Source organism: Kitasatospora sp. P5_F3 (assembly GCF_054049135.1).
Map to the genome: position 1 here is coordinate 126,108 of NZ_JBFUMY010000003.1, position 12,930 is coordinate 139,037.

General features: G+C 69.7%; 10 protein-coding genes. All 10 read right to left on the bottom strand.

The genetic code is table 11. The features are described from left to right. Positions 1-72 precede the first annotated feature (72 nt). Positions 73-918 (bottom strand): thioesterase domain-containing protein, encoded by an 846-nt coding sequence (locus ACXJMZ_RS02180; protein ID WP_457028249.1) that lies wholly within the window; start codon positions 916-918, stop codon positions 73-75. Next, complete coding sequence (locus ACXJMZ_RS02185; RefSeq protein ID WP_457028250.1) at positions 905-1,159, bottom strand: acyl carrier protein; 255 nt, start codon at positions 1,157-1,159, stop codon at positions 905-907. The genes ACXJMZ_RS02180 and ACXJMZ_RS02185 overlap by 14 nt, the downstream gene beginning before the upstream one ends. A 525-nt stretch (positions 1,160-1,684) precedes the next feature. Then, positions 1,685-3,145, bottom strand: coding sequence for a glutamate synthase subunit beta (locus ACXJMZ_RS02190; protein ID WP_457028251.1), 1,461 nt, complete (start codon positions 3,143-3,145; stop codon positions 1,685-1,687). After that, entirely contained in the window at positions 3,138-7,721 is a 4,584-nt protein-coding gene (gene gltB / locus ACXJMZ_RS02195; RefSeq protein ID WP_457028311.1) for a glutamate synthase large subunit, read from the bottom strand. The genes ACXJMZ_RS02190 and gltB overlap by 8 nt, the downstream gene beginning before the upstream one ends. Positions 7,722-8,138: 417 nt before the next feature. Then, positions 8,139-8,840, bottom strand: a complete 702-nt coding sequence (locus ACXJMZ_RS02200) for a VIT1/CCC1 transporter family protein (protein WP_457028312.1) — start codon at positions 8,838-8,840, stop codon at positions 8,139-8,141. A 202-nt stretch (positions 8,841-9,042) separates the two neighbouring features. Beyond that, positions 9,043-9,978 carry a prolipoprotein diacylglyceryl transferase gene (gene lgt, locus ACXJMZ_RS02205; RefSeq protein WP_457028252.1) on the bottom strand — a complete coding sequence of 312 codons (936 nt, stop codon included), beginning with the start codon at positions 9,976-9,978 and terminating at the stop codon, positions 9,043-9,045. A 74-nt stretch (positions 9,979-10,052) separates the two neighbouring features. After that, entirely contained in the window at positions 10,053-10,865 is an 813-nt protein-coding gene (locus tag ACXJMZ_RS02210; RefSeq protein ID WP_457028253.1) for a DsbA family protein, read from the bottom strand. 55 nt (positions 10,866-10,920) lie between these two features. Beyond that, entirely contained in the window at positions 10,921-11,439 is a 519-nt protein-coding gene (locus tag ACXJMZ_RS02215; protein ID WP_457028254.1) for a MauE/DoxX family redox-associated membrane protein, read from the bottom strand. Between the two features lie 145 nt (positions 11,440-11,584). Further along, positions 11,585-11,836, bottom strand: a complete 252-nt coding sequence (locus tag ACXJMZ_RS02220) for a hypothetical protein (RefSeq protein WP_457028255.1) — start codon at positions 11,834-11,836, stop codon at positions 11,585-11,587. Between the two features lie 285 nt (positions 11,837-12,121). Beyond that, positions 12,122-12,928, bottom strand: a complete 807-nt coding sequence (trpA, locus tag ACXJMZ_RS02225; RefSeq protein WP_457028256.1) for a tryptophan synthase subunit alpha — start codon at positions 12,926-12,928, stop codon at positions 12,122-12,124. Between the last annotated feature and the right edge of the window lie 2 nt (positions 12,929-12,930).

The window sequence follows — 12,930 nt, forward strand, 5'->3', positions numbered from 1 at the left end:
GTCTCGGTGGCCGGGTCTCACCCGGGCAGCGCCCAACGGGGGTGTGGACACTGCCCGGGCAGGGCGTCGGACCTAAACGGGGTGGACCAGGCGGGCGATGGCCTGGGCCGCGTCCGGTCGGGTGAGCATGGTGTAGTGGTCGCCGGGGGCCACCGCCAGGCTGAGCCCGTGCGGGGCGAGCGGCTGCCAGCCGAGCGTGGGGTCCTCGGGGATCAGGCTGCGTTCGGCCTTCACCAGGACCAGCGGGACGCTCGACGGCCTCGGCCGGTACGGCGCGGTGAGCCGGTTGTTGCGCAACAGCCCGTCGACATAGGTGTCGTAGAGCTTACGGAGCCCGGGCAGTGGGGTGTCCGGGAGCAGTGCACCGCTCGCGGTGGCGGCGTCCAGCACGAGCGGGAGCCCGTCGTCGACGCCGCAGCCGAGCAGGGCGGCCGGGTCGAGCGGTACCGGACGGCCGCGTTTGGCGCCCAGGTACATCGCGAACCAGCCCAGCAGCAAAGGGGGTTCGAGGGCTTCGTCGGGCTGCTGGTACTCCTCGGTCGGCGCGATGCTGTCCAGCAGCACCAGCCGCTCCGGTCGCCGGTCGGCGGGCAGTCGCTCGACCATCGCCTGCGCGACGACCCCGCCGAACGACCAGCCGACCAACGAGAATTGATGACCGGTCAGTCCGGCGGCCCAGTCGGCAAGGGCTTCCACGGTGGTCTCGGCCCGGCCTCCGGTGAGGGCCGCCTCCCCGTACTCGGGGACGGCGGAGAGGTCGAGCACGGTCAGTCCGACACCCTCGGGCAGGGCCTCGGCGAGCGTACGGTGCACCTGCGGGGCGAGCGCCCCGGGGTGGACCAGATGGACGGTGTGGCCGCCTACGGCAGCCCGGCGTAATGGGAGGGCCGCGACCGGCCCGGGTCTACGCGGAGGCACGCTGGCCGCTCTCCTCGGCGATGTGGGCGGCCAGGTCCTTGATGGTGGGGTGGTACCAGAGCGTGGTGGTGCCGAGTTCGAAGCCGAGCCAGTTCTCCATCTCGCCGGCCAGGATCAGCGCCTCGGTGGAGTCCAGGTCCAGCTCGTCGAAGTACTGCTCGGGCGAGACCTCCCCGGGCGCCACCCCGAGCCGGTGGGCGATCTTCTCGATCAGCCACTGCTGGGCCTCAACTGCCGTCACTTGAGCCACGGTTGGTCCTTCCTCTGGCGCCGGCCGAGCCTGACCGGCACCGCATCGACGTTTTCGGGTACGCCGGACCGGCCCTTGACGGGATGGTCCGTGGGCAGTACGAAGGGAGAGCGGGAAGCGGGCATTGCGCACCGATGAGAAGTGGAACCGGGGGCCGTCGACTTCGAACCCGGACCCGATCTCCACTGCTTCCACTGTGGCCCTAGGTGACCTGCTATTCAACCGTCAACTAACTTGACCGGCCCGAACCGGAGCCTGTACCTGGCAAGGCATGGCAAGTCGTGCCAAAACCCACGAACGGTACGGCAGTTGTTGTCACCTCGGCGCACACACTCAGCAAACACCCAGAGTCCGCAGAGCCGCGTCTCCGGCCCCGGAAACGCGGAACGGCACCTGCCCCCAACTTGGTCGGGGAGGGGGCAGGTGCCGTGATACCGCATGAGCCCGGCGGCTCTGACGGGCAAGCGGTTGGTGCGGCCGGACAACGAGCGTCCGGCGGTTTCAGGTGAGGGTTGGTCAGACCACCAGGGGGCGGTCGGTCGGGCGGATCGGGGCGGGCAGCGCGGTCTTGCCACCCAGGTACTTGTCCACCGCGGCGGCGGCCGAACGGCCCTCCGCGATGGCCCAGACGATCAGCGACTGGCCACGGCCGGCGTCGCCGCAGACGTACACACCGTCCACGTTGGTGCCGAACTTCGCGTCCCGGCCGATGTTACCGCGGGCGTCGAGGTCGACGCCGAGCTGCTCCACCAGGCCGTTCTTGACGTCGGTGCCGGTGAAGCCCATCGCCAGGGTGACCAGCTGGGCCGGGATGGCCCGCTCGGTGCCCTCGATCGGCTGGAACCGGCCGTCCTTGAACTCGACCTCGACGAGGTGGAGTTCAGCGACGTTGCCGTCCTCGTCGCCGGTGAAGTGGGTGGTGTTGACCGCGTAGACGCGCTCGCCACCCTCCTCGTGCGCGGAGGTGACCTTGTAGGTCATCGGCATGGTCGGCCAGGGCTGGTTGCCGGGACGCTCGTCGCTCGGACGCGGCATGATCTCCAGCTGGGTGACCGAGGCGGCCCCCTGCCGGAGCGCGGTGCCCAGGCAGTCGGCGCCGGTGTCACCGCCGCCGATCACCACGACGTGCTTGCCCTTGGCGCTGATCGGCGGCTCGACGAAGTCGCCCTCCTGCACCTTGTTGGCCAGCGGCAGGTACTCCATGGCCTGGTGGATGCCCTTGAACTCCCGCCCGGGGACCGGGAGATCACGCGCGGTGGTGGCACCGGCGGCGACCACGACGGCGTCGAAACGCTCGCGCAGCTGCTGCCCGGTGATGTCCTCGCCGACGCTGACCCCGGTACGGAAGCGGGTGCCCTCCGCACGCATCTGCTCGATGCGGCGGTTGATGTGGCGCTTCTCCATCTTGAACTCGGGGATGCCGTAACGCAGCAGGCCGCCGATCCGGTCCGCGCGCTCGTACACCACCACGGTGTGCCCGGCCCGGGTGAGCTGCTGGGCCACCGCGAGACCGGCCGGGCCTGAGCCCACGACCGCGACGGTCTTGCCGGACAGGCGCTCGGGGATCTGCGCGGTGACCCCGCCGTTGTCCCACGCCTTGTCGATGATGGTGACCTCGACGTTCTTGATGGTCACCGCGTCCTGGTTGATGCCCAGCACGCACGCCGACTCACAGGGAGCCGGGCACAGCCGCCCGGTGAACTCCGGGAAGTTGTTGGTCGCGTGCAGCCGCTCGATCGCGCCGGTCCAGTCGTCCCGGAAGGCGAGGTCGTTCCACTCGGGGATCAGGTTCCCGAGCGGGCAGCCGTTGTGGCAGAACGGGATGCCACAGTCCATGCAGCGGCCGGCCTGCTTGCTGATGATCGGGAGCAGGCTGCGCTCGACGTAGACCTCGTTCCAGTCACGAAGCCGGACATCGACCGGGCGGCGCGCCGCCAGCTGCTTGGGCGTGGTCAGGAAGCCCTTGGGATCAGCCACGTGCCGCCTCCATCATCTTGCGAGTGGTCTCGGACTCGGAGAGCCCGTCGCGCTCAGCGGCGTCCTTGGCGGCGAGCACAGCCTTGTAGTCGGTCGGCATGATCTTGGAGAAGCGGGAGACCCCGCCGGCCCAGTCAGCCAGGAGCTCGGCGGCCACGGTGGAGCCGGTCTCCTCGTAGTGCTGCTGCACGGTCTCGCGCAGCCAGTCGCGGTCGGCGTTGGTCGGGGCCTCGATGCCCACCATGCCGTCGTTCACGTTCGCCGGACGCAGGTCCAGCACGTACGCGACACCGCCGGACATACCTGCTGCCAGGTTACGTCCGGTCTCACCCAAAACGACGACCCTTCCGCCGGTCATGTACTCCAGGCCGTGGTCGCCCACGCCCTCGACCACCAGGGTGGCACCGGAGTTACGGACGGCGAAACGCTCACCGGCCTTGCCCCGCAGGTGGATCCGGCCCGAGGTGGCGCCGTACCCGATGGTGTTGCCCGCGATCACGTGGTTCTGCGCGTCGGCGCCGATGGCGGCCGCCTCGCGCGCCGGGCGGACGATCAGCACACCGCCCGACAGGCCCTTGCCGACGTAGTCGTTGGCGTCGCCCTCCAGCCGGAGCGTGATGCCCTTCGGCACGAAAGCACCGAACGACTGACCGGCGCTGCCACTGAACGTGACGTCGATCGTGCCCTCGGGCAGACCCTCGCCCCGGTAACGCTTCGTCACCTCATGGCCGAGCATGGTGCCGACCGTCCGGTTGACGTTGCGGATCGGGAGCTGGATCCGGACCGCGTCGCCGCGCTCCAGGGCGTCCTCGGCCAGCTCGATCAGCTGGTTGTCGAGCGCCTTGTCCAGCGCGTGGTCCTGGGTGGTGGTGTTGTGCAGCGCGGCACCCTCGGGCAGCTCCGGCACGTGGAACAGCGGGGCCAGGTCGAGACCGGCCGCCTTCCAGTGCGTGATCGCCTCGGCGGCGTCGATGCGCTCGGCGTGGCCGACCGCCTCCTCGATGGTGCGGAAGCCCAGCTCGGCCAGGATCTCCCGGACCTCCTCCGCGATGAACTCGAAGAAGTTCACGATGAACTCGGGCTTGCCGGAGAAGCGCTCGCGCAGCACCGGGTTCTGGGTGGCGACGCCGACCGGGCAGGTGTCCAGGTGGCAGACCCGCATCATGATGCAGCCGGAGACCACCAGCGGCGCGGTGGCGAAACCGAACTCCTCGGCGCCCAGCAGGGCGGCGATCACCACGTCGCGGCCGGTCTTGAGCTGACCGTCCGTCTGGACCACGATCCGGTCCCGCAGGCCGTTCAGCAGCAGGGTCTGCTGGGTCTCGGCGAGGCCGAGCTCCCAGGGACCGCCCGCGTGCTTGAGCGAGGTGAGCGGCGAGGCACCGGTACCGCCGTCGTGGCCGGAGACCAGCACCACGTCCGCGTGCGCCTTGGAGACACCAGCGGCGACGGTGCCGACACCGACCTCGGAGACCAGCTTCACGTGGATGCGGGCCGCCGGGTTGGCGTTCTTGAGGTCGTGGATCAGCTGAGCCAGGTCCTCGATGGAGTAGATGTCGTGGTGCGGCGGCGGCGAGATCAGGCCGACACCCGGGGTGGAGTGCCGGGTCTTCGCGACCCACGGGTAGACCTTGTGGCCGGGCAGCTGACCGCCCTCACCGGGCTTGGCGCCCTGGGCCATCTTGATCTGGATGTCGTCCGCGTTCACCAGGTACTCGGAGGTGACGCCGAACCGGCCGGAGGCGACCTGCTTGATCGCCGAGCGGCGCTCCGGGTCGTACAGGCGCTCCGGGTCCTCGCCGCCCTCACCGGTGTTGGACTTGCCGCCGAGCCGGTTCATCGCGATGGCCAGCGTCTCGTGCGCCTCCATCGAGATGGAGCCGTACGACATGGCGCCGGTGGAGAACCGCTTGACGATCTCGGAGACCGGCTCGACCTCGTCGATCGAGATCGGCTCGCGGTCCAGGCCGTTGAACTTGAACAGGCCGCGCAGCGTCATCAGCCGCTCGGACTGCTCGTTCACCCGCTCCGTGTACTGCTTGAAGATGTCGTAGCGGCGCGACCGGGTGGAGTGCTGCAGGCGGAACACCGTGTCCGGGTCGAACAGGTGCGGCTCGCCCTCGCGGCGCCACTGGTACTCGCCGCCGATGTCCAGCGCGCGGTGCGCGGCGGAGATGCCGGAGGCCGGGTACGCCTTGGCGTGGCGGGCGGCCACCTCCTTGGCGATCTCCGCGAGCCCGATACCGCCGAGCTTGGTGGTGGTGCCGGCGAAGTAGCTGTCCACCAGCTCCTGGGAGAGGCCGATCGACTCGAAGACCTGCGCGCCGCGGTACGAGGCCACGGTGGAGATGCCCATCTTGGACATCACCTTCAGGACGCCCTTGCCGAGCGCCTTGATCAGGTTCTTGATGGCCTTCTCGGCCTCGATCCCGGTCAGGAAGGTGCCCTGCTCGACCAGGTCCTCGACCGACTCCATCGCCAGGTACGGGTTGACCGCACCGGCGCCGTAGCCGATCAGCAGCGCGACGTGGTGCACCTCGCGGACGTCACCGGCCTCGACGATCAGCGACATCTGGGTGCGCTGCTTGGTCCGGATCAGGTGGTGGTGCACGGCGGAGGTGAGCAGCAGCGACGGGATCGGCGCGTGCTCGGCGTCCGAGTGACGGTCCGACAGCACGATGATCCGAGCGCCGTCGGCGATCGCCGCGTCGGCCTCGGCCGCGATCGCGGCCAGCCGGGCGGCCAGCGCCTCGCCGCCGCCGGAGACCTTGTACAGGCCCGACAGCGTGACCGCCTTCAGACCCTGCTGGTCGCCGTCCGCGTTGATGTGGATCAGCTTGGCGAGCTCGTCGTTGTCGATCACCGGGAAGCTCAGGCCGACCGACCGGCAGTGCGCCGCCTCGGCGGCGAGCAGGTTGCCCTCCGGGCCGAGGTTGCTGAGCAGCGAGGTGACCAGCTCCTCGCGGATGGCGTCCAGCGGCGGGTTGGTGACCTGCGCGAACAGCTGGATGAAGTAGTCGAAGAGCAGCCGGGGCTTCTCGGAGAGCGCGGCGATCGGGCTGTCGGTGCCCATCGAACCGAGCGCCTCACCACCGGACTTCGCCATCGGGGCCAGGATGACCCGCAGCTCCTCCTCGGTGTAGCCGAAGGTCTGCTGACGACGCGTCACCGAGGCGTGGGTGTGGTGGATGTGCTCGCGCTCGGGCAGCTTGCCGAGCTCGATCTGACCGCCCGCGACCCACTCCTCGTACGGGTGCTCGCCGGCCAGCTGGGCCTTGAGCTCCTCGTCCTCGACGATCCGTCCCTCGACGGTGTCGATCAGGAACATCTTGCCGGGCTGCAGGCGGCCCTTCTTGACCACCTTCTCCTGGTCGATGTCGAGCACGCCGACCTCGGAGGAGAGCACCACCAGGCCGTCCTCGGTGACCCAGTACCGGGCCGGGCGCAGGCCGTTGCGGTCGAGCACCGCGCCGATCTGGGTGCCGTCGGTGAAGGTCACGCAGGCCGGGCCGTCCCAGGGCTCCATCAGGTTGGAGTGGTACTGGTAGAACGCACGGCGGGCCGGGTCCATGGTGGCGTGGTTCTCCCACGCCTCCGGGATCATCATCAGCACCGAGTGCGGCAGCGAACGGCCACCCAGGTGCAGCAGCTCCAGCACCTCGTCGAACGAGGCCGAGTCGGAGTGGTCCGGGGTGCAGATCGGGAAGATCCGGCTCAGGTCGCCCGGGATCAGGTCGGTGGCGAGCTGGGACTCACGCGCCGTCATCCAGTTCCGGTTGCCCTTGACCGTGTTGATCTCGCCGTTGTGCGCGACGAAGCGGTACGGGTGGGCGAGCGGCCAGCTCGGGAAGGTGTTGGTGGAGAACCGCGAGTGCACCAGGCCGACCGCGGAGGCGTACAGCCGGTCCGACAGGTCGGGGAAGAAGGGCTCCAGCTGGCCGGTGGTCAGCATGCCCTTGTAGACGATGGTGCGGGCGGAGAACGAGGGGAAGTACACCCCGGCCTCCCGCTCGGCACGCTTGCGCAGGACGAAGGCGACCCGGTCCAGCGCGATGCCGGTCAGCTCGCCGCCGGCCACGAAGATCTGCCGGAAGCGGGGCATCACCGAGCGCGCGGTGGCGCCCAGCAGGTCGGGGGTGACCGGCACGTCGCGCCAGCCCAGGACGGTGAGGTTCTCCTCGGCGGCGATCGCCTCGATCTGCGCGACGGCCGCGGCGTCGGCCGCGTCCTCGTCCGGCAGGAAGGCGATACCGACGGCATAGGAGCCGGCCGCCGGGAGCTCGAAGGAGACCTTGGAGCGCAGGAAGGCGTCCGGGACCTGGGTCAGGATGCCCGCACCGTCACCGGAGTCCGGCTCGGCGCCGGTGGCGCCCCGGTGCTCCAGGTTGCGCAGCACCGTGAGGGCCTGGTCAACGATGGTGTGGTCGGCGATGCCGGTCAGCGTGGCGACGAAACCGACGCCACAGGCGTCGTGCTCGTTACGCGGGTCGTACAGGCCCTGAGCAGTGGGTCGCGCATCCGGAACGAGCGCGTAGGGCCGGGCTGCGGCCTGCTGGGGCTCGTTGGCGGAGTGCATGGATGCAGACAGCATCGGCTCTCCCGTCGTCGTCTCTGGCAAGGTGCTTGTGCAATAGGGACGACGTTGGCCCTCTGCGATTTCGTGCAGGTTACATGATGCCGGACATCCCGAAAAGTGGAATGTCACGTCCAGATGGCGGACAAGGTGCCCAGGTCACGGGCTATTACCGGCAAGTAACAGAGCTGGCGGGAGGCGAACGCTCGTCCGCACGCTCCCACCAGTGTGCCCCCTGTCGCCGGGAGCGAAACAGGGGCGTAATGCCCCGTCCACATCGTGAGAAGGGGTGCCCTGCGAATCCTTCTCCGATCGGCGAGCCGCGCATGAGATTCTGCGGCCGGGCCCTCGCCTCGCCGGGATCAGTGCAGGTCTAGTCGGTGATCCATGTGGGGAAGGTCATATTCATACAGGGTCAGGTCAGCCGACCTGACCGCCGATCAGCGCACCCAGCAGGTAGGTCACCGCAGCCGCCGCCGAACCCAGCAGCAACTGCCGCAGCCCGCTGTACCACCAGCTGCGCGCGGTCACCCTGGCCACCACCGCACCGCAGAGGAACAGCCCGGCCAACGCGAGCACCAGCGCAGGCAGCAGCGAGGTGGCGCCGAGCAGGTACGGCAGCAGCGGGAGCAGCGCGCCGAGCGCGAAGCACCCGAACGAGGAGACCGCGGCCACCGTCGGGGACGGCAGGTCGTGCGGGTCGATCCCGAGCTCCTCGCGGGCGTGCACCTCGAGGGCCTGCTCGGGGTCGGCGGTGAGCTGCCTGGCCACCTCGCGGGCCAGCTCCGGCTCGACCCCCCGGGAGATGTACAGCTCCGACAGCTCGGCCAGTTCGCCCTGCGGGTTGCGGCGCAGCTCCAGCCGCTCCACCTCGATCTCGGCCTCGACCAGCTCACGCTGGGAGGCCACCGAGGTGTACTCGCCGGCCGCCATCGAGCAGGCGCCGGCGGCCAGCCCGGCCAGGCCGGTGATGATCACCGTGCTGGTGGAGACCGCGCCGCCGACCACGCCGGTCATCAGCGCGAAGTTGGAGACCAGCCCGTCCATCGCGCCGAACACCGCCGGGCGGAGCCAGCCACCGTTGACGTCCCGGTGGTGCCCCTCGGCCGGGATGCGAGGCATCGGGTTCTCCTCGGCGATCGGCTCGGCGATGGTCACGGTCACGGTCTGGCCCCCAGGTACGACGTACTGCGAAATCTCCTGACGAGTCGAAAGGTAGTCCGATGAAACGATCGTTTCCAGCAAAGTAAGGCTGTCCGAACAGCACTTCGGCCGCCCCGCACCGAGACGGTGCGAGGCGGCCGAGGAGTCGGAAGTCAGCAGTTCAGGACGGTTTCCCGGGCTCCGGGTCGGTCGTTGCGGCGGTGTCCTCAGGCTGGTCCTCGCCGGTGGCGACGGACTCCGGCTCGGACAGCGTCAGTTCACCGACGTGGGCGGCCGGGTCGATCGAGTCCGGGTCCTCCCGGCCGGGGCGCTTCTTCCCGACGATCACCAGGTAGGCGATGGCGCCGATGAAGGTGAGGATCGCGGTCCACTCGTTCAGCCGCAGGCCGAGGATGTGGTGCGCCTCGTCGATCCGCAGGTCCTCGACCCAGAACCGGCCCACGCTGTAGGCGGCGACGTAGACCGCGAAGGCGCGGCCGTGGCCGAGGGTGAACCGCTTGTCGGCCCAAATCACCAGCAGCGCGACACCGACGCACCAGAGCGACTCGTACAGGAAGGTCGGGTGGAATACCCCGTCCACCACCGAACCGTCGGACTCGACCTTGTGGATCTCCAGACCCCAGGGCAGGTCGGTGGTCCGACCGTAGAGCTCCTGGTTGAACCAGTTGCCCCAGCGGCCGCAGGCCTGGGCCAGCGCGATGCCGGGGGCGACCGCGTCGGCCCACGCGGGCAGCGGAACGCCCCGGCGGCGGGCGCCGATCCAGGCGCCGACCGCGCCGAACGCGATCGCGCCCCAGATACCGAGGCCGCCCTCCCAGATCTTGAAGGCGTTCCAGGGGTCCTTGCCGTCCCCGAAGTACAGCTGGTGATCGGTGATCACGTGGTAGAGGCGGCCGCCGACCAGGCCGAACGGCACCGCCCAGACGGCGATGTCGCCGACGGTGTGCTTGGCACCGCCCCGGGCGACCCAGCGCTTGCTGCCGAGCCAGACGGCCACGACGACACCGATGATGATGCAGAAGGCGTAGGCGCGAAGCGGGACGGGCCCCAGATAGAGGACCCCCCGCGACGGGCTCGGAATGTATGCGAGATCCATGGCGAGGTCGACGCTACCGGACCCCGCCCGACACTCCGGCACCGCGCGGGGTCACAGCTTTCGAACGTTCGTCCTCAGGGCGCCGGAGTGGCGCTGGTGACGGTGCCCAGCGGCTTGCCCGCGTTGGCGGCGTCCACCCACTTCGCCAGGTTCTCCGGGGTGATCTGCTCCTCGCCGTTCTTCGGGTAGATCGGCGTCCCGTTGAGCAGCACGGTCGGGGTCGACTTGTAGCTGGACTTGTCGAAGTCCTGCTGCACCGCGGCCACCCAACCGGCGTACTTGTTGTCGTTGACGCAGCTCTCGAAGGTCGGGCTGTCCAGCCCGGGGACCTGCTTGGCCAGGCCGATCAGGGTGCTCTTGTCGCTGAAGGAGTCGCTGGTCTCCTCCGGCTGGTTCTTGTACATCACGTCGTGGTACTCGCGGAACTTGCCCGCGTCCTGGGCGCAGGCCAGCGCGTTGGCGCCGTACTTGGAGCCCTTGCCGCCGAGCGAGCGGTCGATGAACGAGACGATGTGGTAGTTCCCGTAGAGCTTGCCCTGGTTCTCCAACTGGTTGACCGTGCTGGAGAATTCACGCTCGAAGGTGCCACAGGCCGGGCAGCGCGGGTCCTCGTAGACGGTCAGTACCGAGGGGGCGTTGGCCGGGCCGTCCGGGATCACCAGGTTCTTGTCACCGATGGTGCCGGCCGGGTGGGCCACCGGAGTGTCCGGCTTGGAGCGCTGGTTCTGCACCACCACACCGGTGATCACACCCGCCGCGATCACCGCGAGCACCACCCCGCCGATGATCAGCTTCTTCTTCCGCTTCGAACGGGCCTCCTCGGCGGCCCGCTCCTCCAGCATCCGCTCGCGGGCGGTGCGCTTGCCTTCTCGGTTCTTCTCACTCATAGCTCTGGTACGTCCAAGGTGGGGGCCGGTGGGTTCGGTGGCGGCTGTCGGTCCGTCAAGCGCTCAGCCAGGCATCGGCCGAGAGCTTGGTCCTGGGCCGGTACACCAGCCACGCGGACAGCAGCAGGAAGCCGCTGTCGCGCAGGATCTCCTGCAGGTACTCGGTCTGCGAGGAGTCGACCGTGCCACCACCGCCGAAGCAGCCGCAGTCGATCGAGATGCCACGGGCCCAGGCGGAGCTGATACCGCCGATGAAGGTGAGCAGCAGCAGGGCCGAGATCACCGCGACGATCCGCGTCCCGAGACCGATCAACAGCAGCAGGGCGAGGGCCAGTTCGAGGAACGGCAGCCCGTAACCGATCGGCTTGACCAGGGACTCGGGCAGGATCTCGTACGCCCGCACGGCCTGCGCCGCCTCCGCCGGATCGGCCACCTTGGCCAGCCCGGCCCAGGCCCAGACCACGGCCAGGCCGATCCGGGCCGCCAGCCCGAACCACTCCCCCGCCGCGCCGTCGACCGCGCGGCGCAGTCCCGAGCCGCGGTCCGGTACGGCGGCGGTCTGCTGACTGGCCATCGGGTCCTCCCCCTCGGTACGTCCCTGGCGTGGTGCTACTCACGCTTCCTGATGAACCGTAGGGGATGAATGGCGGTTACTCCACATTCGCGCATTAAGCCGAATGAGTGATGAAATAGGAACAGATGTCCGATCTGATCCGGCGTCAGTGCTGCCCGCACCCGGCCGGACCCGCCAGCCGGCTGAGCGGCGGCCGCCCGTCGTGCTGCGACCGCCCGGCCCGCACCACCGAGTCCACCCGGGCCGCCTGACTGCACACGTACGCATCCCGCTCAGCCCGCTCCGCCCCCCGCTGGGCCAGCACCGGACCGACCGCCGCCTCCGCACCCAGCGTCGCACCGAGCACCAGGGCGGCAGCCACCGCCCGCAGCAGGACGGCACGCTGGAGACAGGGCACTTGGCGCACTCCTTCGGTCGGCGAAACGAGTCGTACAGCACACGAACTCGTCCCTCCACTCAACGCCACCCAACCGCCGCCGATGCGTCAACCCCCAACACTTCACCCGGACGGCGGGCCCAGGCTGACCCTCCGGGCATCTACCGACAGGGGCTCGGGGAACTGCGACGCCGACCTCGTGAAAGGTCACACGTACGTAAGTGGTCAGGCACTTTGGATGTGACCCAAGCGCCAGACCTCCTCGCAGTTCCCCGAGCCCCTGGGGAGTGAAACTGAGCCGGGTGCCTACCTGCGGCGGACGCCCTCCGCCAGTTCAGCGGCGAGGCCACGGACTGCCGCCAGCCCGGCGTCGTCGTCGGCCGCGTCCAGGATCCGCTGGACAAAGGCGGAGCCCACGATCACCCCGTCCGCGAAAGCCGCCACCTGGGCCGCCTGGTCGGCGTTGGAGACCCCGAGCCCGACGCAGACCGGCAGGTCGGTGGTGGCCCGCGTGCGGGCGACCAGGTCCTCGGCCAGGTTGCCGACGGCCGCCCGGGTGCCGGTCACGCCCATCACGGCGGCCGCGTAGACGAAGCCGGAGCCCGCCGCGGTGACCTCCGCGAGGCGCGGGTCCTTGCTGCTGGGGGCGACCACGAAGACGGTGTCGAGCCCGTGCTCGCCCGCCGCCTTGCGCCACTCGTCGGACTCCTCGACCGGCAGGTCGGGCAGGATCACGCCCGCTCCCCCGGCGGCGGCCAGCTCGGCCGCGAACCGGGCCACGCCGTAGCGGTCCACCGGGTTCCAGTACGTCATCACCAGCACCGGCGTACCGGGGTGGGCGGTGGTCGCCTCGGCGACCGTCCGCAGTACGTCCTTGATCCGGACGCCGCCCCGCAGCGCGATGTCGTCGGCGGTCTGGATGGTCGGACCGTCCAGCACCGGGTCGGAGTGCGGCAGGCCGACCTCGACCACATCGCAGCCGCCCTCGATCAGGGCCTTGACCGCGGCGATGCCGCCGTCGATGGTCGGGAAGCCGGCCGGCAGGTAGCCGATCAGGGCCGCCCGGTTCTCACTCTTCGCGGCGGCCAGCACCGCGCTCAGCTTCGAAGCCATGG

Bases quoted from the DNA above. Each gene is read 5' to 3' on its own strand.
- gltB (WP_457028311.1), bottom strand. From the start codon at position 7,721: ATGCACTCCGCCAACGAGCCCCAGCAGGCCGCAGCCCGGCCCTACGCG.
- ACXJMZ_RS02200 (WP_457028312.1), bottom strand. From the start codon at position 8,840: ATGCCTCGCATCCCGGCCGAGGGGCACCACCGGGACGTCAACGGTGGC.
- lgt (WP_457028252.1), bottom strand. From the start codon at position 9,978: ATGGATCTCGCATACATTCCGAGCCCGTCGCGGGGGGTCCTCTATCTG.
- ACXJMZ_RS02210 (WP_457028253.1), bottom strand. From the start codon at position 10,865: ATGAGTGAGAAGAACCGAGAAGGCAAGCGCACCGCCCGCGAGCGGATG.
- ACXJMZ_RS02215 (WP_457028254.1), bottom strand. From the start codon at position 11,439: ATGGCCAGTCAGCAGACCGCCGCCGTACCGGACCGCGGCTCGGGACTG.
- trpA (WP_457028256.1), bottom strand. From the start codon at position 12,928: ATGGCTTCGAAGCTGAGCGCGGTGCTGGCCGCCGCGAAGAGTGAGAAC.